Origin of the sequence: Streptomyces sp. NPDC048191 (genome assembly GCF_040652655.1) — a bacterium.
Classification (GTDB): Bacteria; Actinomycetota; Actinomycetes; order Streptomycetales; family Streptomycetaceae; genus Streptomyces.
On sequence record NZ_JBEZMO010000011.1, the window covers coordinates 217,171 to 240,717 of the forward strand.

The window sequence follows — 23,547 nt, forward strand, 5'->3', positions numbered from 1 at the left end:
CGCGGCGACACCGGGCCGCCCCGTCGCCCCGCTCCGGGTCACGTCTCGCGCAGCGGCGCGTAGACAGCCGCGTCCAGCCCGAACGTCCAGGCGACTCCCTGGCGTGCCGTACGGGTGGCCGGCGGTACACGCAGCCAGTAGGTGCGGTGCGAACCATCCGGCTCGGGCGTGGAGTTGAGCACCTCGACCATCACCACGGGCTCGTCCCCGTCGAGGTCGATCCGCCACAGCGTGCCGGTCTCGTCCCGGTGGACCGGGCGGGCGCCCGAATCGGCCAGATACCGGTCGTAGCCGTAGAACTCCAGCATCACCCGCCGCAGTTCGGCGTTCTCCTCCGACCGGATCCGCTCCGGCGTGAGCGTGCGCAACTCCTCCACGAAGGACGCCGGGACGGGCATGCCGCGCCACGCGTGGAGGGCGAACCCGTCGGGGAAGGCCAGCGCCGGTCCGTCGCCGCGGTCGAGCCGGCCGGCCTCGTCCCGGTGCAGCGCCGAAGGCCGCTCGCAGACGACGGCCACTCTCTCGAACGGCCACCACCACCCCGCGCTGCGGCACACCTCGGCGAGCCCGTCGAGTGGACCCTCCCGGCCGGGGAACGCCGCGAGCCACGGCGCGTCGTGCTGCCCCAGAACGGCATCCAGCAGGACCAACCGCACCTCCGGGCCCCCGCCGAGCTCGTCCAGCACACCCTCCCGGATCCGGTCGACGAGCGCCTGCGTGAGATCCCACAGCCGCCCACCGGTGTCCGCCCAGTGCGTGGCCCATCCCGCGGCACCCAGCTCCTCGTGCAGCCGTCGTCGCTCAGCCGCCCACGGCGCGCTGCGCACCACCTCGCGCACACTCGCCCCCTTGTCCTGCAGGGCCCGCACCAGCCCGACTCCCTCGCAAGGCGACCTCGCCCACACCACACGCTCCGGCTCGGCCAGCCCCGTCAGCCGGTAGGCCCGACGGATCCCGGTCTCCGCCCGCCGCCGGTCGGCCGGAGCCGTCGAGGCGGCCCACGACCGCCACTGCGCCACCGCGTCCCCCGCCGTGCCCGCACGCGTCATCGCCGGGGCCTGCACCAACTCGGTCACGGTCCGCTCCCTCTCCCTCAGTCCGCCACGATCCGCACCGACCCCGGCACGTACTCCCGCTGCCGGACCACGCGGTACCACCCCGCGGGCAGCGCCATCGCCGCGTGCTCCTCGTGAACGACCCTGCCGCCCTTGGGCAGATGCAGCAGCATCGGCCCGAACGGCCCGGACTCGCGCACCAGATCCCCGGGCCCCACGACGGCGTGCGCGTGACCCGTGACCTCGCCCAGGGCCAGAACCAGCCGGCCCCGCCCGTCCCTCCGCTCGCGCGGCGCGCCCGCCACATGCGCCGGGATCGCTTCCTCGGCCACGGGCACGAGCAGGACGTCTCCCTGCCGGTACATGACTGCTCCCCTCCACCGCGGTGCGCGCCGCACCGCCTCCGTGCGATCGACAGTAGGGCCCGCCACTGACAACGCCCCCGAACCCGCCCCCAGGTCCGCGCTGTCAGTGCCTGTTGGTAGAACTGCCGACATCAGCACGCATTCGATTCCAGCCCGGGGAGCAGCCGCATGACCATCGGTGACCACCTGCAGTCCTTCCACGGACTGCCCGTGTATGCCTTTCCCGGTCCGGGCGAGAAGCCGGTCCTGCCCGAACCGGAGGGGTTCGCCTGGCGCATCGCCGCCGATGTCTACGACGCCGAGGAGGAGTGGACGGCCGCGTTCGCCCGCTTCCTGGACACGGTCGACACATCGCGTGTGCGCGCTCTGATCGTCGGCGCCTGGGGAGAGGCGTACGACTCCGACTCGGCACCCGTCGTCGAGGCGCTGCTGGGCGCCCGCGACCGTCTCCCCGCCCTGCGCGCGGTCTTCCTGGGCGACATGGTCATGGAGGAGAGCGAGATCTCCTGGATCCAGCAGACCGACGTCACCCCACTCCTGGCAGGTTTCCCCGAGTTGGAGGAGTTCGGTGTGCGCGGCGGATCGGAGCTGAGCTTCCCCGCCGTACACCACACGGGCCTGCGGCGCCTGACGATGGAGGCGGGCGGACTGCCCGCCGAGGTGGTACGGGGCGTCGGAGCCAGCGATCTGCCCGCGCTGGAGCACCTCGACCTGTGGCTGGGCACGCCCGACTACGGCGGCGACAGCGAGGTCACGGACCTCGAACCCCTCCTGTCCGGGGCCCGCCTGCCCCGCCTGCGCCATCTCGCGCTGCGCAACAGCGAGATGCAGGACGCCGTCGCCGCGGCGCTCGCGTCCGCCCCCGTGGTGGCCCGCCTGGAGACGCTGGACCTCTCCATGGGAGTCCTGACCGACGAAGGAGCGGCAGCCCTCCTCGGCGGCCAGCCCCTCACCCACCTGAAGAAGCTCGACCTGCACCACCACTACATCAGCGACCCCGTCCTGGACCGCATCCGCCAGACGCTGGAACCGGCCGGTGTCGAGCTGGACCTCGACCGCGGCGACGCCGAGGAGGACACGGACGGCGACGGAACCGTGTGGCGCTATGTGGCCGTGGGTGAGTAAGTGACCCCGCACCACGCAGGGCCCGGCGCGCGGCGGCCCGGCGCCGTGCGCTTCGCGGTGGTCGGCAATCCGGAGAACCGGCGCCTCGCGTTCTTCGACCGGGCCGTGCGCGCCGCCGGGTTGCCCGCCCCGCGTGTCGTCGCCTGGGCGGAGGTACTGCGCGGTGAGAGGTGCGAGTTCGAGCCGGACGAGATCGTCCGGCTGGACTCCCCGGGCGAGAACGCGGAGGTCGACCGGCTCCTGCGCGGCGCCGAGGACCCCACCCGGGTGGAGGGCTCGGCCCGCTGGTACGCGACGCTGATGGCGGCGCTGCGGGGTCTGCGCGGTGGCATCCGGCTGGACGATCCGGACGAACTCGCCGTGCTGTTCGACAAGCGTCGCTGCCACGCCGTGCTGTCCGCGGCGGGCGTGCCGGTTCCGGCCTCACCCACCTCCGGCGCCGGCGCGCCGCCGGTCCACGGCTGGGACGACGTCCGCGGTCTCATGAGAGAGCACCGGATGCCGCGTGTGTTCGTGAAGCCCGCCCACGGCTCGTCCGCTTCCGGCGTACTCGCCGTCGAGTCGGCCGGAGGGGGCCGGATCCGTGCCACCACCTCCGTCGAACTCGCCCCGGACGGACGGCTGTTCAACTCCCTCCGCGTTCGCCGCTACGAGGACGAACGCCGGATCGCGGCCGTCGTCGACGCCTTGGCCCCCGACGGCCTGCACCTGGAACGCTGGCTGCCCAAGGCCTCCCAACACGGGCGCGCCGCCGACCTTCGGGTCGTCGTCGTGGCCGAGAGGGCCACCCACGCCGTGGTGCGCACGAGCAGGTCTCCGCTGACCAACCTTCATCTCGGGGGGAGGCGCGGAGACCTCGAGGCCGTCCGCGCGGCCGTGGAGGCAGCGGGAGCCCGCTGGCCGGACGTCCTCGGTGTGTGCGAGCAGGCAGCGGCCTGCTTCCCGCGCACCCTGTGTGTCGGCGTGGACCTGCTGCCCGCGATCGGCTGGCGTCGCGTGGCCGTCGGCGAGGTCAACGCCTTCGGTGACCTGCTGCCCCGGCTCACCGGACTCCCCGGCAGCGGCGCCGAGGGCCAGGACACCTACGCGGCGCAGGTCGCGGCCGCCCTGTCCCGGCACGCCGCCTCGCACCATCCGCAAGAGAACAGAACGGGAACCACCCATGCCCTCGCCTGACCCGACGCGTCCCCACCCGCCCGCCGGCACGACCGGAGAACCGGACATGAACCGCATCGTCGGCAGCCACGACCTCCTGCTCGTCACCCTGGACACCCTGCGCCACGACGTGGCCGCCGAACTGGCGGCACAGGGCCGCATCCCCCACCTCGCCCGCCGCCTGCCCGGCGGCCACTGGGAGGAACGCCACGCCCCGGGCAGCTTCACCTACGCCTCGCACCAGGCCATCTTCGCCGGCTTCCTGCCGACGCCCGCGGCTCCCGGCCCGCACCCGCGACTGTTCGCCGCGCGCTTCGCGGGCAGCGAGACCACCGCGACCGGCACCTACGTGTACGACACCCCCGACCTCGTCTCCGGCCTCGCCAAGGCCGGCTACCACACCGTGTGCATCGGGGGAGTGGGCTTCTTCAACAAGCAGGGCCCGCTCGGCTCGGTCCTGCCGGGGATGTTCCAGGAGTCCCACTGGCGACCGGAGTTCGGCGTGACGTCCCCCACCTCCTTCGAGTCACAGGTGACGTGCGCCGAGGAGGTCGTAGGCCGGCTCCCCGCCGACCAGCGCCTCTTCCTCTTCGTCAACGTGTCGGCGCTGCACCAGCCGAACTGGTTCCACCTGGACGGCGCGACCCGTGAGGCCGGCGACACCCGCGCGAGTCACGCCGCAGCGCTCGAATACGTGGACCGGCACATCGGCCGGCTGTTCGCCGCGGTGAGCAGCCGCCGGCGTTGCTTCGCCATCGTCTGCTCCGACCACGGCACCGCCTACGGCGACGGCGGCTACACCGGACACCGCCTCGGCCACGAGTCCGTGTGGACCGTCCCCTACGCGCACTTCTTCCTCGACCCCGACCATGCTCCCCGCACCGCCCCGGACGATGAGCGCACGATCACCGAGGCCGCCCGATGACGCTCGCACCCCCTCACCCCACCGTCCGCAGCCCGTACCAGAGCTACGTCTACGCCTATCCCCACAAAACGGCCTACCGTCGCCTGCCCGACCGCCCCCTGCTCAGCACGCTGTGGGCGCCGGAGCCCAAGGACGCACTCTCCCTCTACCTGCACATCCCCTTCTGTGAGGTGCGCTGCGGCTTCTGCAACCTGTTCACCCGGATCGGCGCACCGGACGGCCTGACCACCGCCTATCTGGACGCCCTGGAACGCCAGGCGACGACCGTCCGCTCGGCTCTCGGCGAGGCGGCCGACCCCCGGTTCGCGACGGCTGCCTTCGGCGGCGGCACCCCCACCTTCCTGACCGCCACGGAGCTGGAGCGCCTGTGCGACATAGCCGAGCACCGCATGGGTGCTGACCTGCGCGCGATCCCCCTCTCCGTCGAGGCGTCACCCGCCACGGCCACCGCCGACCGCCTCGCGGTCCTCGTCGAACGGGGCACCACCCGGCTCAGCCTCGGCGTCCAGAGCTTCGTCGACACCGAGGCCCGCGCCGCCGTACGGCCTCAACGCCGCGCGGACGTGGAGGCGGCCCTCGCCCGGATCCGTGACACGGCCCTGCCGGTACTCAACATCGACCTGATCTACGGCATCGACGGCCAGACGGACGCCACCTGGCTGCACTCGCTGGACGCCGCCCTCGCGTGGCGCCCCGAGGAGCTGTACCTCTACCCCCTCTACGTGCGCCCGCTCACCGGCCTCGGCCGTCACCGCAGCGGACCGGACCCGGCCTGGGACGAGCAGCGGCTGCGCCTGTACCGCCTCGGCCGCGACCACCTCCTCGCGCGCGGCTACGTGCAGCACTCGATGCGCATGTTCCGCCGCGCGGACGCCCCACCCCAGGGTGCGGACGACTACGCCTGCCAGACCGACGGCATGATCGGCCTCGGCTGCGGCGCGCGCTCGTACACGGCCGACCTGCACTACTCCTTCGACTACGCCGTGGGCATGCACGAGATCCGCGCCATCATCGACGACTACGTGGGCCGCCCGGCCGCCGACTTCGGCCACGCCGAATACGGGCGGCGCATGACGGCCGACGAGGCACGCCGCCGTCATCTCCTGCAGTCCCTGCTGCAGACGGAGGGCATGCCCGCCGACGACTACCGGACGCGCTTCGGCACCGACGCCCGCGACGACTTCGCGGGCGAACTGGGCCGCTGGGCTGACCGGGGTTGGCTGGAGCAGGAAAGCGGTGCGCAGCGGCTCCGGCTGACGCCCGAAGGGCTCGCGCACTCCGACGCGATAGGCCCGGAGCTGTTCTCCCTGGCCGTGCGGGCGGCGATGGCCGCGTACGCACGCAAGTAGGCGGCTCGCATGGACCTGACCATCCTCTACCGCGGACCGCTCGCGTCCTGCGACTACGACTGCCCGTACTGCCCGTTCGCCAAGCGGCGCGACAGCACGGCCCAGCTCCGCGCCGACCGTGCGGCCCTGCACCGCTTCACGCAGTGGGCCGCCGCGCAGACCGGCGACCGCCTGTCGGTGCTGTTCACCCCCTGGGGCGAAGGGCTGGTCCGCTCCTGGTACCGGCGCGCCCTGGTGGACCTGTCGCGCCTGCCGCACGTCCGCCGGGTCGCGATCCAGACCAACCTCAGCTGCCGCACGGACTGGCTGGCCGACGCCGACCTGGACACCCTGGCCCTGTGGTGCACGTACCACCCGGGACAGACCCCGTACGACCGCTTCCTGACGAAGTGCCGTGACCTCGCGGAACGGGGCGTCCGGTACAGCGTCGGCGTCGTCGGTCTGCCCGCACACCTGGAGCCGGCCCGCAGACTGCGCGCGGACCTGCCCGAGCAGGTGTACCTCTGGGTGAACGCCGCAGAGGGCCACACCTACGACGACGCGGACGCGGCCCGGTGGACGGACCTGGACCCGCTGTTCGCGTACAGCCGTCATCCGCACACCAGCGCCGGACTGCCGTGCCGTACCGGCGAGTCGGTCATCTCCGTCGACGGCGAAGGCACCGTCCGGCGCTGCCACTTCGTGCCCACCGAGCTCGGCAACCTCTACGACGGCTCCTACCGGACGGCGCTCCGCCCGCGCCCGTGCCCCCTGGCCGCGTGCGACTGCCACATCGGCTACGTCCACCTCGAAACCCTCCCGCTCTACGACGTCTTCGCGGGCGGCGTCCTGGAACGGATCCCCGCGGGGCCCGCGGGACAAGGGCCGTGAGGCGGGGTCAGAAGCTGAGGAGGCTGCTCTGCGAGATCGTGTTGTTCATTTCGCAGGAGTTCGCAAAGGTGTGTTTCCAGGAGGCGCGAGTTCCCTGCCAGACGCCGTCGACCGTGATCGTCACCGGGGACCAGAGCCTGGTACAGGCCTGACCGGGCAGCCGCGACAGCAGGGAGTCGATCCGGCCGTCGGCGTTGCGCAGCTCCGCGCAGGCCGCGGCGGGAGCGGGATGGGTGCCGTCGGCGCCGGGCGCGCAGCTCAGCGTGACGGCGCGAGCCGCGGTGTCGGTCGAGCCGCCGGGGTAGGACATGGTCAGGACGAGCGCCGAGGGTGCGTAGAGGCCGGCCGGCGCCGCGGTGGCGGTGGCCGAGCCCGCGGCGAGCGTCGCGCCGATCAGGCTGACGGCGGCCGCGGTGAGGGTGGCGAAGCGCAGGTTGATGCGCATGTTGAGCTCCTTCGTGAGGGTCGGTGGCCGTGTGGGCCGGGAGCAGCTTCGCCTGAGCAACGGTGCAAGGCCAGTTGAGGGAACGTGTTTGAGACGTGCGTCAGCTGTGTGCGGCATGTGAATGACGTGTGTGCAGGTCGACGGCGCGCCAGGATCTCTGAAAGATCTCATTCACTCAAAGACAGTGTGAATCTCATTAGTCCTGACGGGGGGAACGGCCTGGTCGGACTGATCGTGACCCCCCGCAGAATGGCCGGAAGTCGGGACCCGCGGCACGTGGCCTTCGCCGGGCCCGGGCGAAGGTGGCGTCGCGCCGCCATCGACCTGCCGACTGCTCGCCGTCCAGAGTTCGACGGTGCCGTGTACAGCCGTACCGTGGCGGCGATCTTCCGTACGGTCGCATCCGGCACCTCGGCCGGCACGTTCTTCGCGCCGAAGAACGACCAGGAGACCAGATCCCCTGCCGTGTTCTTGAAGGCGAAGGTCCACGCCTTGCCGTCCGTGGCGCACTTCTTGGACTTCTCCACGCCCACGGACCAGGCAATGCCGAGGGTGCCCTTGAGGCCGGAGTTCGTGGTGAACGCCTCTACGGTGCTGGTCTTCACCTTCTTCTTGTCCGGCTGGGTGTACGCCCCGTACACCCAGGTCGCCGGGTCGGAAGCGGCGATCTCCCGAGTGCTTCCGTAGCCGTTGTTGCCCCTCGTGCCGACCTGGGCGAGTGGGGTGTCCTCCAGCGTTCCGTCCCGGTTCTCGTCCGAGGAGCACCACTTCTTCTGCAGCATCGCGACATTGCGTATCGCGATGAGTGGTTTGTCCTCCGGGTCCCCGTCCTTGGAGACATATGTGACCCAGTTCGCGGACTGCGTCTCCCATCGGGGCGGGACGTCGAAGGCGACTCCCTGGGTCGGATTCGTGACCGTTTTCCAGCCCTTGACCGTGGCGGTCTGGGCGTCGGGTCCCCGGGGGTTGGACGAACTCTGCGACGCCGACGCGGAGTTGGTCGGCTTCGGGTCGGGCGGGGCGTTCCTGTGGCCGTGGAGCACGACGAATCCGGTGACGCCCGCTCCGAGTACGACGGCCGCCGCGGCGACGACGGCGACGAGCGCGGTCCGGTTCCGGCCGCCACCCGGCTGCGGGGGCACGGGTGCTCCGGCGGCCGGCGGCGTGGGCGTCTGCCAGGGCTGAGGCTGCTGGTACGGGTTCGGCTGGTACGGGCCAGGACCAGGCTGCTGGTAGGGGTTCGGCCGGCCGGGCTGTGCGTACGGGTTCGACTGCCGTCCGGCCGGGGGCTGTTGCGGACCGTGCCCACCCTCCGGTGACTGCTCTCCTGGCCACATGTGCCGCAACGATACGGCACGCCTCCGGGCGGCGATCTCCGGACTTCGCCACCGCGACCGGGCGAAGGGGCGATGGTGTGGTGCCGGGCCGCCCGAACGCCGTCCTGGCAGGATGGCGGCATGGAACGTGTGCTTGGAATCGGTGGATACTTCATGCGGGCCGCCGACCCCGCGGCCCTGAGCGCGTGGTACCGCGACTGCCTGGGTCTGGACGCCGACGAGAACGGGGTGTGGCGTCAGGGGACCGGGCAGACGGTGTTCGCGACGTTCGACTCCGAGACCGACTACTTCGGGTCCCGCGCCCAGCAGACGATGCTCAACTTCCGGGTGCGCGACCTGGACGCCATGCTCGCGCAACTGCGCGCCAAGGGAGCGGACGTGGCCGCAGAGACCCAGGACATGGACGGTGTCGGCCGATTCGGCTGGGTCACCGATCCCGAGGGCAATCGGGTCGAGCTGTGGCAGCCCGCCTGACCGCGTCTTCGCCCGAGTCGCCGTCAGTCGCCCCGGGATGCGGTGTTCTGTACAGCAGTCGGATCACGAATAGGTGACCGTTACACCGAATCGTCACACAAGCTTCACAATCAGAGTTACGGTCATCCCTCCAACGCACCCTGGGGGGACACATGACCAACCCGTACACCATGCCGCCGCAGCCGCCCGTCAGAACGGCCCCGAGGTGGGCGCGGAAGCGGTACGTGCTGCCCGCCATCGGCCTCGCCTTCTGCCTCGGCATCGGCGCCGGGGCCGACAACCAAGGCAGTGGAACCGACGCCAAGCCGACGGCCCAGAAAGTGCGACCGACCGCCACGGTCACGGCGACTGCCACGGCGACGGAGACGGCGACGCCGGAGCCGCAGCCGACGGTGACGGCGACGAAGACGGTCAAGGTCAAGGTGACGGTCACCGCACATGCTGCCGCCGCGGGTTCGGGAAGCAGTGGTGGCTCGTCCGGCGGGTCGTCCGGAGGTGGCTCCTCCAGCTCCTCGGGCGGGAGCAGCGACGCGGGGAACGGCGCCACCGCCCTCTGCAACGACGGCACCTACTCGTACGCCGCCCACCACCAGGGCGCGTGCTCGCACCACGGCGGTGTGGCCGTCTTCTACAGGTAGGCCGGGGGTTGGGCCGCGACTGCCAACGGCCCGGTCGGCGGACCCTGCACTACCCGCTCCCGGGCGCCGTCGGCTGACCCGTGCCGGTGCGGCTCGTGGACCCGCCCTCCACGCACCAAGGCGTGTTCGGGCGGGACGGTCGCCGCAGTCCCGGTAGGCCAGCCCGCTCGGACTGGTGCCGGTCAGCGGCGCCGGGCGACGGTGACCCCGTCACGCACGGGCTACCACGTGCGCGTGCTGCGGGAGGCCGGACTGGTCCGGCTGTCCGAGACGCGCCAGGTGCGCGGCGGCACCGAGCAGTACTTCGCCCTGGTCAGCCAAGGCTTCAAGGTGCACCATGACGTGGCGGTCGGCCCGGAGTTCCTCATCCACGCCGCACTGGGCGAGATGCTGCCGGCCCAGCCCGGACAGGCCTCACACACCGCGCTGCGCCACCTCTGGCTCACCGACACCGAGGCACACGAACTTGAGGACCGGCTGCGGGCGATGGCCGCCGAGCGGCATCCGACCGACTCCGCTCGCGGCGAGCCGTACGGGCTCCTGGTCAGCCTCTTCCGCGCCGATGTGCCCAGTCTGCCGCCGGACGACGAGCCCTGATCCGCGTGGCCGACGCGTCCAATCGGCAAGACGTGTCGCAGCGTCGGCTGGTGTTCGCTGGTTCAGAGCCCATCCGCCGGTGGCTGACCAGCCAGGAGGCGGGTACGGAGGTTGGTACTTCGTGATTGTCGGCCTCGCGGCCGGTGCCTGCGGTTCCGCAGCCGTCGTAAGCCGTGCGGCCGTGCGGGATTCGGCACGATCGCGCGCCGGACGGGCGTTGGTTTCGCGGTGTACGTCCGGGGGAGTCGGTGTGCGTGGTGTCGTACGGGCCGGAGCAGCGCGTGCACGTCCCGGCGCTGCGCGCCGGCTGGCTCGGCCAGATGTTCGTGCCCTGGGCCTACCCCCTGACCAGGTACAGCGCCTGCTGCCGGACGGCCTGGCCGTGGACACCCTGCGAGGGGCGGGGCGTGGGTGAGCGTGACGCCGTTCGTGATGACCGGTGTGCGTCCGCCGGGGCCCCGCGGCCCTGCCCTCCTGCGCGGAGACCAACCTGCGTACATAATCTGCGCGGGCGCGACGGCCGGGACGGGCTGTGGTTCCTGTCCATCGAGGTGGCGTGCCCGGTGATGCTCGCCGCCCGTGCGATCGGGGCGCCGTACCACCTCGGGCGCCCGGAACGGTCGAGCGGCGATGATCTCCTGACCTACGCCGGGGCCCGGGGGAGTCGCGGGCCGTCGTACCGCATGCTTGTCCGGCCGGGCGCACCGGTCCGGCCCACCCGCCGGGACGTGTGCCGAGCTCGCGGTGGCGGGCCTGCACACGAGGCTACGGCGTGCTCTGGGAGACGCCGGCGCTGGTGCACTTCCGGGAGGGGGTCGGCAAGGTGCGCATCGGCGTCTCGCTCCCGGCGCGACCGGGAGCGAGGAGGCACGGATGAACCCGGTGCTGGTGGACCCTTCCCACGGGGTGACGTGGGGACGCAGGCGGTCCCGCTGTCGCAGGAGGGCCGCCGCGGCCGACTCACGGTCCATCACAGGCGCGTGAACCGAAACACCGGGCCGGCACCGTGATGTCCCGGGTCGCGTCTTCGGTCCGGTTGTGCTTCGACGGCTGGATCGCCGGCATCGGGACGACGTCCGGTACCAGGCTCGTGCTGGGCCACTGGGGCCGTTCGCCCTTCGGAGCGTTCAGCGATGTGATGGTGGAACGCCCCGACGGCGAACGCCTGTTGCTCGCTCCCACCCGTCGGACGGCGGACTTCATCGCCGCCACGTACGCCTTCGACGACGTGTGTGTCGTACCCCTGCGGGTGCGCGTCACGGGCGACGAGTGGGCCGTTACCGCGGGCCCGCAGCTCGATCTGCGGTTCGCCGTCGGCCGGCGCGGCCCGACGGGGCTGCTGCTGCGGGCGGTACCGGGGTCGCTGGCAGGCAGTGCCCGCTGGGCAGGGGTGACGGACCCGCTCTCCCGGCTGCTGCTGGGCGTGCGCACCCGTGGGACGGCCGGTGGCGGCCGCCGCGAGTGGTACGGCGCACACGATCTGCATCTGATCACCAGAGCGACCACCGTGCTTGAGGGGCGGGACCTCGGCGGCCTCACCGCCGTGGAACCGCCGGTCCGGTTCGGATTCGGCTCCACGCCCCGCAGACCCTGCCTCGTACGGGTGACGACGACGGTCAGCGCACCTCGTCCGACCGACCCCGGCACGCCCCGTCCTCCGGGAAGAGCGCCTTGACGCGGCGCTCCTTCGACGGGTCGCTCTCACAGCCGGTCGGGGGCCGGTGACCAGAGAACGACCACCGCCTGACAGGGCGCCGACTTGGGCACACGCATCGTCAAGGTGCACTATTCGTGGGACAGTTGTGAAACTTTGGTCGATTGATGCGACCGGCTGTCTGATGAAACCGGGGGGACCTATGACTTTCGTTCGTCGTGCCGTCACAGCGGCCGCTGCTGCCGCTGCCGTGCTCCTGGTGACGTCCTCGGACTTCGCCCTGGCCACCGACGAGCAGCAGTCGTACATCGCCGCGGACGGCACGATTCAGGGATGTGTGAACTCCAGCGGTCACCTGCGCCTCGTCGAGGTGGGCTCCGCCTGCCGGTCGTACGAGCGGTCCGTCACCTGGGCGCAGACCGGCACGCAGGGGCCCGCCGGGCCGAAGGGGGACACGGGAGCGCAAGGGCCCGCCGGACCCAAGGGTGACACCGGAGCACAAGGACCGGCTGGACCGGCCGGTCAGCAGGGGGACGCCGGCCCGCAGGGGCCCGCCGGTCCGAAGGGAGACACTGGAGCGGCGGGACCCGCCGGTGCCCCCGGGGTGGCCGGCGTGCACGTGGTGACCGTGTCGAAGGAGGTTGCCGTACTGGACATGGTCGACGTGGACGCCACGTGCCCCGACGGGGAGATCGCCACCGGGGGCGGCTGGTACCTGCCCGGTACCGCGGCACAGTCGTATGGTTCGGAACTGCACTCGAACCCGATCCTCTCCGGCACCAAACCCGTCGGCTGGACCGTGGGGTTCATGAACGGCGGCAACGAGCCGCGCTACACGGCCTCCGTCTACGCGATCTGCGCCAAGGCCGGGAACTGATCGCTGCAGCTCAAGAGGAGCGAGAGCGCCGGGCGAAAACGCGATCGTGCGGCTCGGGTTGCCTCCGTACACTGCCGGGCATGGCATGCCGCATCAGTGAGCTGGTCATCGACGCCGCCGACCCCGACGGGCTCGCCGCCTTCTGGAGCAAGGTCCTCGGTTATGTCGAACTCGGCAGGGAGGACGACGGAAGCATCGCGATCGGGCCGCCCGACGCCGCCTTCGGCGGCCCGCTGCCCATCCTCGTCCTCAGCCCCAGCAGCGACCCGCGGCCCGGCAAGCTACGACTGCACATCGACGTCAACGTCACCGACCGCGACCAGGACGCCGAGCTGGAGCGGCTGCTCGCCCTCGGCGCCAGGCCCGCCGACGTCGGCCAGACCGGGGCCGAGAGCTGGTACGTCCTGGCCGACCCGGAAGGCAACGAATTCTGCCTCCTGCGTACCCGGCTCCAGCCCCTCTGACCGGATGTCTTGAGCGCAAGCCCCGTCTCGAACAGTGCGCCGAGGCCTTCTTCGCCGCCGCCTGGACGGACGTCGCCGTACGGTTGGCCACCGACCTGCGCCTGAAGAACGACCTGCTCAGGCGCCAGGGCATCGGGGCGGCACTCGCATCGGTATCCACCGCGGTCACCCTGGCACCGGACGGCGACTGCCTCATCGTGGACAAGCTGCAGGACAAGGCGACCACCGCCAACGGCACCGGGGTGACCTTCATCCCCAGTGTCTTCGGCCACCCGCACCTGGTGGCGGTCCACGCGCCCGGGTGGCAGCCGGTGGTGCAGTACCCCGTCGCCGAGCCGGGTCCGGCAGAGCCGGTGTCACTGGAAACGGTCACACTGAGGCTGGAGGCACTCGCCCATCCGGTACGGCTGCGGCTGCTGCGCACCCTGGCCCGCGGCCCGCACACCACCGGTGAGCTGGCCCAGTTCTGGGATCTCTCGGCCCCGGAGGTTTCCCGCCACCTCGCTGTCCTGCGCCGCGCCGGCCTGCTCACGGCCCTACGGCGCGGCCGTTATGTCCGTTACACCCTCAACCTGCACGATCTCACGGCGCTGGGCACCGATGTGCTGGCGGCGGTCCTGCGCTGAGCGGCAGTACTGCGCCGAGCGGTCGGCCAGAACGTGCGCCGTGAGTCACGGTCAGGAAACAGTCCCGCGCATACCGCCGCGTTCCCCGTGATCTGCTTGATCCGCCTGGTCTGTGGTCTGCTCGTGCCCGGTGAGGATGTCGACCAGGCTGTGGGGCGTGTCGGCGCCGAAGAGGAGTTCGTGGAGGTGGGCGCCCTCGACGGCGGCCGTGGCGGCGCGGGGGAACATGGCCTGCTCGTACTCGGTGAGCGCGGCCTCGACGGCGTCGGGGTGCGCGGCCAGGGCCTCGTCGAGTCCGGCACCGTCGTACATGGCCAGGTTGGCGCCTTCGCCGTTCGGCGCCGCGAGGTGGGCGGCGTCGCCGAGCAGGGTCACTCCCGGCGCCCGGTCCCACCGGTGCCCGACCGGCAGCGCGTGGAGGGGTCGCGAGAGCGGCGTGGTGTCGCTGTCAGTGATGAGCGCGGTCAGCTCCGGTGCCCAGTCGCCGAACTCCTGTGCGATCCGTGTGGTCGCCGCCCGGGGGTCGGAGAAATCGACGGCGGCGAACCAGTCCAGCGGCTGGGTGAGCGCCACGTAGGTGTGGGGGTGCCGCCACTCTCCCGGTGAGCCTGGATCCCCTTCCCCGGCGCGAGCGCGAAGAGCGAGCCACCACCGACGGTTTTCGTGCCGGTGGGGTGCCAGGTGTCGGCGTCGAACAGCCAAGTCTCGACGAACGACCTGCCGACGTACTCGGGTGCGGCATCGGAGAGCGGCGGCCGGACCCGGGACCACGTGCCGTCCGCGCCGACCAGCAGGGCCGTGGCGATGCTGGTGCCGTCGGTGAAGGCCACCTCATGGCGACCTCCGTCGAGGGAACGGACGCCGCTGACCTTGTGCCCCCATCGGACGGTGCCGGCCGGGAGTGAGTCGAGCAGGATCCGCCGCAGCTCGCCGCGCTGTACCTCGGGGCGGCCGCCGGTGCCGTCGTCGGGTTCGTCGAGCAGGACGTTCCCGGCCGGGTCGAGGGCCCGGGTCGCCTGGAGGCCCTCCAGGATGAGGCCGCGGAAGTCGTCGATCAGCCCTGCCGCCCGCAGAGCCCGTAGGCCGGTGTCGTCGTGGATGTCGAGCATCCCGCCCTGTGTGCGCGCCGCCGGGGAGGCCTCCGCCTCGTAGACCGTGGCCGGGATTCCGTGCACGTGCAGGACGCGGGCAAGTGTGAGGCTGGTGGAATCCCGCTCTCTCCTGCCGTACGCCAAGTGAAGGCTCCACTCGCGCCCTGGATCACTACGCTCGGCATATGCCGTTATGCTGCCTTCTATGCCCCGGATTGGGTGGATGCGGCCTCGTCGTCCGCTCCGCAGGCGGTGGAGTCTCGCCCTGCTCTCGCCAGTGATCTTGACTGTGGTCATCACGAGCCTGGCGTTCTCCACTCCAAGAAAGATCGCTTTCAGTCGCCTCCTGACCGCAGTGCCCGCCCTCGCAGCGTCTGTGTGGCCCGTTCTGCCCACCGTTCTGCTCGGAGCGGTCTGCGTCGCGATCATGATCGGGCTGAGCCTTGTCTACCCTGACCTGGGCACCTGGTTCACCGTGGGTGCCATCGCCACGGTCAGTGTGTTCGCCGTGTACGCGTGCCGTGTCCGCATCCAGCGGGAGCAGGCCTTCCTCCAGCTCCGCCTCGTAGCCGACGCGGCACAGAAAGTGCTCTTGCGCCCCCTGCCCCGCCGGGTGGGCCGCCTCGAGATCGAATCGATGTACCTTGCGGCCGCCGCGCAGGCCCGCATCGGCGGGGACTTCTACGAAGCCGTCGCCACTCCGTACGGCGTGCGCCTGATCATCGGCGATGTCCGGGGCAAGGGCCTGCCGGCAGTGGGAGCGGCTGCGGCAGTGGTCAACTGCTTCCGGGAGGCCGCATACGACGAGGCGACCCTGGATGGCATCGTCCGCCGACTGGATGCCAGCAGCGCCCGGCACAGCTGCACCCTGGCCGCCGGGGACCTGCTGGAGCAGTTCACCACCGTGGTGCTCGCCGAGTTCCCCCACCAGGGCGACTGCATCAGGCTCATCAACTGCGGCCATCCGCCCCCACTGCTCCTGCACCAGGGCAAGCTCCAGGTCCTCGATCCCACCACGGCCTCGCCGATGCTCAACCTCGCCGCACTCATCGGCACCGACTACACCACCGACACGGTCGACTGTGCCCCCGGTGACCAGCTGCTCTTCTACACCGACGGCGTGATCGAGAGCCGTAACGGCGAAGGTGAGTTCTTTGCCCTGCAGGACTGGATGAGTCGCCAGACCTCGGCTGGGCCCAGGGCACTGCTCGACACGCTGCACCAGGATCTCCTGCAGCACAGCGGCGGTGGCCTCAACGACGACGTCGCAGCCCTCGCGGTGCGTGTTCGGGACATCTGAACGCTGCCACGGGGAGCCGGCTGGTTCAGCGCTCGCGCGTCCGTACGTGCAGGTGACCGTCGAGAGGGTGGGCGGGCGGTGCGGCAGGCAGGAGTGTGGTCAGGGCGTACCGGCTCTTCTGCGCGACGCGGCATGATGCTGTGTTGTCCACCTGATGCAGCAGTTCGAGACGCGTCAGCCCGTCAGCGGCGAAGGCGGTGAAGGCCCAGTCCGTCAGCGCCTGCAGTGCACGGGGCGCCACCGCCCGGCCACGCGCATGCGCCGCCGTCCAGTAACCGACCTCGGCGGACGTAGTGCCCGGTGCCACGTTCTTGAGGGCCACGTGTCCCGCCAACTGCCCGTCCGTGCCTGCGGTCCGGGACTCAACGACGGCGAACCCGAAGCGGTCTCCCGCCTCCCATCCCCGTCGCTGGTTCTCGATCCACTGTGCCGCGCCCGCCTCGTCGTCCACTGCTGAGTTCGTCCATCGGCGCAGGGCGTCATCCCGGGACAGCTCGACCAGCTCGGCGGCGTCGGCCGGGCCCCAGGGACGCAGCAGGAGACCGGGCGCCGACGGTGTGGCGTCTGCCTTCAACCGTACGGAGATCTTGTCCACCGGCCGAGAGTACGGAGGAAGACATCCAGCTGTCGACGCTCAGGCAGACCCCCAGGTGCTGCGCGTCGGGGAACCGGCACGGGCAGCTGATCGTCTACCCGGACGTGCCCTCCGTTCTCGTTCTTGGGGTCGATCCGAACACGGTGCCCGGCATGGACGGCGGAGCCATCCGCGCGGCCCTCGACCAGGAGCTGGCACGTTTTGGTGACCATGCCATAGACGCCTCCATGGCGCTGATCACGCTGGACGAGTCGGCAGAGCCCACGATGGTCGCGGCACCGTCCGAGCGCGACTGGGACGTCGTGGTCGTCGGTGGCGGGATCCGCAAGCGGAACCTCTCCTGCCGCTCTTCGAGCAGGTCGTGAACCTGGTCCGACGCCACGCGCCGGACGCCGCGGTCGCGTTCAACACCAGCGGCGGCGACAGCGTCGAGGCAGCCGAACGGTGGCTGTGAACCCAGCCCGGCCTGGTCTTCGTCCCGCCGTGGTGGCCGGCGATCCCCGCGAAGCCGGGGTTCTACGCCCGAGCCGGACAGCGCCCGCGTCACCGTCGTCCTGGAGAGGTGGTCCGCCTCGGCTGACTCGAACGAGTCGTCGCCCAGGACGACGCTCATCGGGCCGCGGAGCCGGAACGCCTGTCCGGACACCGCCGGTCGCAGCCGGGCGCACCGGACCGGCGGCAGAGCGATCCACGGAAGGTGTCGGCCCGGGCCGGGGGCCGGCCCCACCGGGTGCCCGGGTGGCAGCTCCATCGACCGCGAGGGCGGCGGGGAGTTGACTGGGCGGTTCAGAAGAGAGTGGGGCGAGCAGAGAGGTGTCAGCGTGACGGGGAAGCGTACGGCAGTCGTGGCGTGCATGGCGGCGCTCATGGCGTGCGGGGTGGGCGAGGTGTCGGCCGGGGCGCACGCGCGGGTCGACGGCTACTCGGCGGGGGATCTGAAGCGGGACCTCGCGGCGGTACGGGCCGCCGCCGGCGGCGATGTGAACGTGGTGGCCCGGGTCGACGGGCCGGGCGGCGCGGTGCTGCGGGCACGGTACGGGACCGTCGGCGCGGGCTCGACCGCGCCCGTGCCGTGGGACCCGGAGTTCCGGGTGGCGAGCACCAGCAAGACGTTCACGGCGGTGGTGGTGCTCCAACTGGCCGCGGAAGGGCGCCTTTCGCTGGACGACACGGTGGAACGGTGGCTGCCCGGAGTGGTTGGCGGACACGGCAATGACGGCTCGCTGATCACCGTGCGCGACCTCCTCCAGCACACCAGCGGCATCTACGACTACATCACCGATCCCGACGTGCAGGACAAGCTGCTGAACCATTTCAACGAGAACCGCTACGACGCCACCCCGCCCTCCCAGCTCGTCGCGATCGCAATGCGCCACGCCCCGCTCTTCACTCCGTCGCAGAACAACTCGCCCCGCCGGTGGGCCTACTCGAACACCAACTACCTGCTTGCTGCGATGATCGCGGAGAAGGCGGGCGGTGCGGGTTGGCGGGAGCTGGTCGAGAACCGGATCATCGCGCCGCTGGGCCTGCGGCACACCTACATCCCCGGCGAGAACCCGTATCTCATAGGCCCCCACGAACAGGTGACGATCGACGGACCCGGCGGCGAACGGGTGGACCTGACCGAGGAGAGCTACCAGCACACCGCGGACTCCGGAGTGGTGAGCACGCCGTCCGACCTCGACACGTTCTTCCGCGCCCTGGCCTCCGGCCGGTTGCTGCCCGCCACGCAGTGGGCGCTGATGCGCCAGACGGTCGCGTACGACGACCTGCCGGTACCGCCCGCGGGCAAGCAGGGCGGATACGGACTCGGCCTGCGGGTCGTGCCCCTGACCTGCGGGGGCGTCTACTACACGCACGAGGGCGATGGCTTCGGGGTGTACGGGCGACCGGCGGTCGGCGCGGACGGCCATCGGGCGGTGACGCTGTCGGTGACGTCCACCACCGCGCTCGTCGATGAGGAACGGCTCAACAAGGCGGTGCAGACCCTCACCGACCATGCGCTGTGCGCGGCTCGGCGCTGAGACGTCGGGTGGCGTCACGCGACCGCGCCGACGAATCCCGAGGTCCCCGAGAGTCAGGTTCAGCACGCCGACCGTTTCGCCGGGGGTGAGGCGGAAGCCGCCGGACCGCTTCCGTGCCGTCCCGGCGGCCGCCCGTCCCTGACGGCCGGCGGGCGGAGCCTGACGCTCGCCCCTGTCTTTGCCGGTTTGCACGCCGCGGCGGAGGCGCGGACGGCGTCCCCCGTCGAGGAGACCGCAACTCGGTCCGGCTGCCGCCTGGTCGGGCCACCCGGCGGGTCTGCGTTCTCGTCCTCGACCGCAGGAGGCTGCCTGAAGCCCGGCCGGAGCCGACCCCGATCCACCAGGGGTCCGGGACCGTCGGCCGGGCGCGAGAAAGTGGTGTCGAGGACAGCGACTGCGAACTTCGCGCTCAGAAACTGCTGTTGACCTCGTTGACACGCCGTAAGCTCACGCGTTTCACTCGACACCCGTGAATGGCAACGTTGTCAGGTCCCCTGGGGCGATCGGCACCGTTGCCGTTCACCGACGTCCGCGTCCCCGGCACGTCAGCACCTGTGCGAAGCACGAACCGCTGCGGAGGCAACCGATGGTCCGACCCCGACGTTCAGCTGCGCCACGTAACCGAAAGAGATTCCGCCAACGCCTGGCCGTCATCTCCGTCCTGGGTATCACCGCACTCCCGCTCCCGGCGATCGGTAGTGCCCATGCCGTGAGCGCCGGAACCCCGGCCCTGGTCCAAGACCCCGCGTCCCTCGTCAACCCCCTCATCGGCACCTCGGGAGAGGTGGACACCTTCCCCGGCCCCGACATGCCGGCCGGCATGGTGCAGTGGGGTCCGGACACGACGCCCGACCGCCCCTCCGGCGGCGGCTACGAGTACAACGACGACAAAATCTCCGGGTTCAGCCTCACCCACATCTCGGGACCCGGCTGCGGCGTCGCGGGCGACCTGCCCATCCTGCCGGTGACCGGCACGCTGTCGGGCAACCTCGGCAACACGTCCGTGGGCTTCAGCCACCACGACGAACAGACCGGCATCGGCCGCTACAAGGTGACCGACGCGAGCGGGGTCACCACCCAGCTGACCGACACCACCCGCGCCGGCCTGGGCACGTTCACCTTTCCCGCGGGCCGGCAGGCGAACCTGCTGTTCAAACTCAGCAGCGGTGCGACACAGGTGGACGGCACCCGCGTCCAGGTGGTGAACAACAAGGAGATCAGCGGCTCGATCGACAGCGGCCACTTCTGCGGCGCGAACAACCGCTACACCCTGCACTTCGACATCAAGTTCGACCAGCCGTTCACCGCCAGCGGTACCTGGGTCGGCAGCACGATCAACCCCGGCGCGAAGTCGCTGAAGGCCGGCAAGGCCCGGCAGAACCTGCAGGTACAGCCGTCGAAGCCGCTGAAGGAAAAGCACTTCACGGTTCCCGCGGCCCCGTCCCCGACCGTGCACGGGAGTACCGGCAAGTCCTCCGGCACGCCGTCCCCGGCCCCGGGCGCGAGCGGGGCGCCCCGGACGGCACCGGCGGGCAAGACCGCCGCGGGCGAGGCAGCCGAGCCGCCCACCACGGGCGCGAACGGCCTCTATCTGACGTTCGACACGTCCTCCAACCCGACGGTGAAAGCAAAGGCCGGCATCTCCTACACCAGTGACGCCAACGCGGCGGACAACGTTGCCACCGAGATCAGGAACTGGAACTTCGACGCCGTCGAACAGGCGAACCACGACGCCTGGAACGCGGTGCTGAACAAGATCCAGGTCGGCGGCGGCTCCACGGACCAGCAGGTGCAGTTCTACACGGCGCTCTACCACGCACTGCTGCACCCGAACGTCTTCTCCGACGACAACGGCCAGTACATGGGCATGGACAACCAGATCCACAAGCTGGCCAGGGGCCAGCAGGCCCAGTACGCCAACTACTCGGGCTGGGACACCTACCGTTCCCAGACCCAGCTGATGGCGATGGTCGAACCCAAGGTCACCAGCGACGTCGTCACCTCGATGCTCAACGGCTACGACCAGACGGGCCTGCTGCCCAAGTGGGCCTCGAACAACGGCGAGAGCTACGTGATGGTCGGTGACCCGGCCGCCGGCATCATCGCCGGCGCGTACGTCTTCGGCGCCCGCAGCTTCGACACGGACAAGGCGCTCGCCGCCCTGCAGCACGAGGCGACCGCCCCGAACAACGACCGCCCCGGCGAGTCGGTGCGGGATGCCAAGGGTTACCTCCCGCTGGACGAGAACGACTTCGGCTGCTGCAACTTCTACGGCCCGGTCTCCACGCAGTTGGAGTACGACTCCGCCGACTACGCCCTCGCCGCCTTCGCGAAGTCGCTGGGCAAGACGTCCGTCTACCAGAAGTTCGCCACGCGCGCCCAGGACTGGATGAACGTCTTCAACCCGCAGACCGGTTACCTGCAGGCGAAGAACAAGGACGGCCAGTTCGCGGGCGGTTTCACCCCGGGCACGTCCAACGGCTTCGTGGAGGGCACCTCGGCCCAGTACACGCCGATGGTCCCGTTCAACCTGCGGCAACTCATCCAGGCGCGTGGCGGTGACAAGGAGTACTCGTCCTACCTGGACGGCCTCCTCGACAACATCACCGACCCGGGCAACACCAACGCCAACCTGAGCAACGAGCCCAGTGTGGAGATCCCCTGGGAGTACGACTACACGGGCGAGCCGTGGAAGACCCAGAAGGCCGTCCGCGAGGCCCAGCAGAAGCTGTACTTCAACGCTCCGGTCGGTTCGTTCGGCAACGACGACCTGGGTGCGATGAGCTCGTGGTACGTGTGGTCCGAGCTGGGCATGTACCCGGAGACCCCGGGCACGGACACCCTGGCGCTCGGCAGCCCGGTGTTCCCGGTGGCCAAGGTCGCCCTCGCGGGCGGCAAGACGGTGCAGATCAACGCGCCGCAGGCGGCACCGGACGCCGCGTACGTGCAGTCCTTCGACGTCAAGGGCAAGGAGTGGGACACCTCCTGGCTGACGTACCAGCAGTTCAAGGGCGCGGGCACGCTCGACTTCACCCTCGGCACCCAGCCCGACAAGTCCTGGGCCTCCGACCCGTCGGCGGTGCCGCCGTCGGACACCACGGGCGGCGACCGGGTCCTGGCCGCGGCCGGCCCGTCCAGCGACGGCCTGGTGCTCCAGCCGGGCGCGTCCGGCGACGGCACGCTCGACCTCACCAATCTCGGCGGCACGGACGTCACCGTCGACTGGAAGGCGACGGCCCCCTCCGGCGTCACGCTCGACCCGGCGTCCGGGTCGGTGAAGGTGCCCGCCTCGGGCAGCGCCGAGGCGAAGGTCCATGTGACAGCGGGCGCGAGCGAGGGAACGTTCCCGGTCACCTTCGCGCTGACCGACCACGGCACCGGGGCGGCACTGAACGGGGCGGCCCTGCGCGTGGCCGTGGCCAAGGCTGGTGAGCTGTGGCCGTACAACACCAACGAGGGCATCTATCCCGACGGCACGAGCTTCTCGGGCGGCTTCGACGGCGGCGGCTGGGCGTTCTCGCAGAACGCGCTGTCGGCGGCCGGCGTCACCAGCGGCTCCACCGTCACCGCCGACGGCATCTCCTACACCTGGCCGAGCGTGACGTCCGGGCAGCTGGACAACCTGGAGATGGCCGGGCAGACCATCTCGATGCCGTCCGGCACGTCGGGTACGTCGCTGGGCCTGCTGGGCACCGCTACCAACGCACCGACCGACGGCAGCGGGGTCTCGGGCACGGTGACCGTCACCTACACCGACGGCACCACCGCGAAGGCGACGGTCGGTTTCTCGGACTGGACGCTCAACGGCGGTTCGAGCAAGCCGCTCGCGGATGACACCACGGCCGTCACCACGGGCTACCGGAACACCGGCAGCGGTGGCCGGGACGGCGTCAAGACCTACGTCTTCGCCACGAAGGTCCCGCTCGACGCGTCCAAGCAGGTGGCGTCGATCACCCTGCCCGTGACGGGCTCGACAGGCACCGACCACCTGTTCGCCTACGGCTTCGGCCACTGAGACACGGCAGACACCGGCAGACACCGGCAGACACCGTCGAAGGCGGGCCCCGGACCACCTGGTCCGGGGCCCGCCCGCGTCAGGAGTCGACGTGGGGGTCGTGGAGCAGTTCGTGGGGCCCCAGGCAGTCGGCGGCCCAGGTGGCAAGGCGTGAGGCGCAGGCGCAGGCCGGGTTGGGGCCGTGCGCGTCCCTGGGTCCGCAGCACCCTGTCCGGCCGGCCCCGCAGGTGATGGCGGTGAGACGAGGCAGGGCGTCGTCGGGCTGAGAGGGCCCGGCCCGCGCGGGCCGAGGGCCCGGGCCCCCGGCGGTTGGCTTCCCGGGCCGCTGCCGGCTCGGCCACTCGCTCCATGTCGCGCCGGTCCCGGTCTTCGTCGATTCGGTGTCCGTGGGGGCTGGCGGCGTGATGCCCGCCATGCGAGCAGGATCACATCCTATCCAGGGCCGTAGACCGGGATGCCCGTGAAAAGGGCAGACGTCTCAATATTGACCTATTTCGGACATTCATCCGATCCGGGGTAGTAGGTCACATCATTGCGTCCGGCTCTGGCGGCCGTTAATCATGGCT

Annotated in this window: 19 protein-coding genes and 3 pseudogenes; 16 read left to right on the plus strand and 6 right to left on the minus strand. The window is 71.0% G+C overall.

Annotated elements, in window-relative coordinates; genetic code table 11:
• Window positions 1–38: 38 nt before the first annotated feature.
• Both AB0D93_RS20220 and AB0D93_RS20225 read right to left on the minus strand, forming a co-directional pair.
• Entirely contained in the window at window positions 39–1,049 is a 1,011-nt protein-coding gene (locus AB0D93_RS20220) for a DUF6745 domain-containing protein (protein ID WP_362121149.1), read from the minus strand.
• Window positions 1,050–1,093: 44 nt separating this feature from the next.
• Window positions 1,094–1,420: a hypothetical protein gene (locus AB0D93_RS20225; RefSeq protein WP_362121064.1), complete on the minus strand. Its 327-nt coding sequence runs from the start codon at window positions 1,418–1,420 to the stop codon at window positions 1,094–1,096.
• 168 nt (window positions 1,421–1,588) lie between these two features.
• Between AB0D93_RS20225 and AB0D93_RS20230 the strand changes: the two genes are divergently transcribed.
• Genes AB0D93_RS20230 through AB0D93_RS20250 form a run of 5 tightly spaced genes read left to right on the plus strand, consistent with a single transcriptional unit; the run spans window position 1,589 to window position 6,844 of the window.
• Entirely contained in the window at window positions 1,589–2,545 is a 957-nt protein-coding gene (locus tag AB0D93_RS20230) for an STM4015 family protein (RefSeq protein WP_362121066.1), read from the plus strand.
• Window positions 2,546–3,721: an STM4014 family protein gene (locus AB0D93_RS20235; RefSeq protein ID WP_362121068.1), complete on the plus strand. Its 1,176-nt coding sequence runs from the start codon at window positions 2,546–2,548 to the stop codon at window positions 3,719–3,721. It abuts the gene before it with no gap.
• 46 nt (window positions 3,722–3,767) lie between these two features.
• Window positions 3,768–4,625 carry an STM4013/SEN3800 family hydrolase gene (locus AB0D93_RS20240; protein ID WP_362121070.1) on the plus strand — a complete coding sequence of 286 codons (858 nt, stop codon included), beginning with the start codon at window positions 3,768–3,770 and terminating at the stop codon, window positions 4,623–4,625.
• Window positions 4,622–5,974: an STM4012 family radical SAM protein gene (locus AB0D93_RS20245; protein WP_362121072.1), complete on the plus strand. Its 1,353-nt coding sequence runs from the start codon at window positions 4,622–4,624 to the stop codon at window positions 5,972–5,974. The genes AB0D93_RS20240 and AB0D93_RS20245 overlap by 4 nt, the downstream gene beginning before the upstream one ends.
• A 9-nt stretch (window positions 5,975–5,983) precedes the next feature.
• Window positions 5,984–6,844, plus strand: a complete 861-nt coding sequence (locus AB0D93_RS20250; protein ID WP_362121074.1) for an STM4011 family radical SAM protein — start codon at window positions 5,984–5,986, stop codon at window positions 6,842–6,844.
• Between the two features lie 7 nt (window positions 6,845–6,851).
• Here AB0D93_RS20250 and AB0D93_RS20255 read toward each other — a convergent pair whose 3' ends face one another.
• Entirely contained in the window at window positions 6,852–7,289 is a 438-nt protein-coding gene (locus AB0D93_RS20255; protein ID WP_362121076.1) for a subtilase-type protease inhibitor, read from the minus strand.
• A 167-nt stretch (window positions 7,290–7,456) separates the two neighbouring features.
• Window positions 7,457–8,431 (minus strand): hypothetical protein, encoded by a 975-nt coding sequence (locus AB0D93_RS20260; protein WP_362121077.1) that lies wholly within the window; start codon window positions 8,429–8,431, stop codon window positions 7,457–7,459.
• 315 nt (window positions 8,432–8,746) lie between these two features.
• On the opposite strand from AB0D93_RS20260, the gene AB0D93_RS20265 reads away from it, so the two are divergent.
• The 7 genes and pseudogenes from AB0D93_RS20265 to AB0D93_RS20295 form a co-directional block, all read left to right on the plus strand.
• Entirely contained in the window at window positions 8,747–9,100 is a 354-nt protein-coding gene (locus AB0D93_RS20265; protein WP_362121079.1) for a VOC family protein, read from the plus strand.
• Window positions 9,101–9,252: 152 nt separating this feature from the next.
• Window positions 9,253–9,738, plus strand: a complete 486-nt coding sequence (locus AB0D93_RS20270; protein ID WP_362121081.1) for a DUF3761 domain-containing protein — start codon at window positions 9,253–9,255, stop codon at window positions 9,736–9,738.
• Between the two features lie 201 nt (window positions 9,739–9,939).
• The gene (locus AB0D93_RS20275) at window positions 9,940–10,335 is read left to right on the plus strand and encodes a hypothetical protein (RefSeq protein ID WP_362121083.1); all 396 of its coding nucleotides are present in this window, start codon (window positions 9,940–9,942) and stop codon (window positions 10,333–10,335) included.
• Between the two features lie 1,009 nt (window positions 10,336–11,344).
• Entirely contained in the window at window positions 11,345–12,010 is a 666-nt protein-coding gene (locus tag AB0D93_RS20280) for a hypothetical protein (RefSeq protein WP_362121085.1), read from the plus strand.
• A gap of 181 nt (window positions 12,011–12,191) precedes the next feature.
• The gene (locus AB0D93_RS20285; RefSeq protein ID WP_362121087.1) at window positions 12,192–12,866 is read left to right on the plus strand and encodes a hypothetical protein; all 675 of its coding nucleotides are present in this window, start codon (window positions 12,192–12,194) and stop codon (window positions 12,864–12,866) included.
• A gap of 80 nt (window positions 12,867–12,946) precedes the next feature.
• Entirely contained in the window at window positions 12,947–13,330 is a 384-nt protein-coding gene (locus tag AB0D93_RS20290) for a VOC family protein (RefSeq protein ID WP_362121089.1), read from the plus strand.
• Window positions 13,331–13,356: 26 nt separating this feature from the next.
• Window positions 13,357–13,956: pseudogene (locus AB0D93_RS20295) on the plus strand (DUF5937 family protein); the annotation flags it as partial.
• 51 nt (window positions 13,957–14,007) lie between these two features.
• On the opposite strand, the pseudogene AB0D93_RS20300 reads toward AB0D93_RS20295, so the two are convergent.
• Window positions 14,008–15,191 (minus strand): annotated as a pseudogene (locus tag AB0D93_RS20300) (NAD(P)/FAD-dependent oxidoreductase).
• 283 nt (window positions 15,192–15,474) lie between these two features.
• Here AB0D93_RS20300 and AB0D93_RS20305 point away from each other — a divergent pair.
• Window positions 15,475–16,347 carry a PP2C family protein-serine/threonine phosphatase gene (locus tag AB0D93_RS20305; RefSeq protein ID WP_362121091.1) on the plus strand — a complete coding sequence of 291 codons (873 nt, stop codon included), beginning with the start codon at window positions 15,475–15,477 and terminating at the stop codon, window positions 16,345–16,347.
• Between the two features lie 25 nt (window positions 16,348–16,372).
• Here AB0D93_RS20305 and AB0D93_RS20310 read toward each other — a convergent pair whose 3' ends face one another.
• The gene (locus AB0D93_RS20310) at window positions 16,373–16,942 is read right to left on the minus strand and encodes a GNAT family N-acetyltransferase (protein ID WP_362121093.1); all 570 of its coding nucleotides are present in this window, start codon (window positions 16,940–16,942) and stop codon (window positions 16,373–16,375) included.
• Between the two features lie 104 nt (window positions 16,943–17,046).
• On the opposite strand from AB0D93_RS20310, the pseudogene AB0D93_RS20315 reads away from it, so the two are divergent.
• The 3 genes and pseudogenes from AB0D93_RS20315 to AB0D93_RS20325 all read left to right on the plus strand — a co-directional run bounded on the left by AB0D93_RS20315 (window position 17,047) and on the right by AB0D93_RS20325 (window position 22,981).
• A pseudogene (locus tag AB0D93_RS20315) lies at window positions 17,047–17,396 on the plus strand (hypothetical protein).
• Window positions 17,397–17,763: 367 nt separating this feature from the next.
• Complete coding sequence (locus AB0D93_RS20320) at window positions 17,764–18,966, plus strand: serine hydrolase domain-containing protein (RefSeq protein ID WP_362121094.1); 1,203 nt, start codon at window positions 17,764–17,766, stop codon at window positions 18,964–18,966.
• A gap of 709 nt (window positions 18,967–19,675) precedes the next feature.
• On the plus strand, window positions 19,676–22,981 hold the full coding sequence (locus AB0D93_RS20325) for a lectin (protein ID WP_362121096.1): 3,306 nt from the start codon (window positions 19,676–19,678) through the stop codon (window positions 22,979–22,981).
• The last annotated feature ends 566 nt before the right edge of the window (window positions 22,982–23,547 follow it).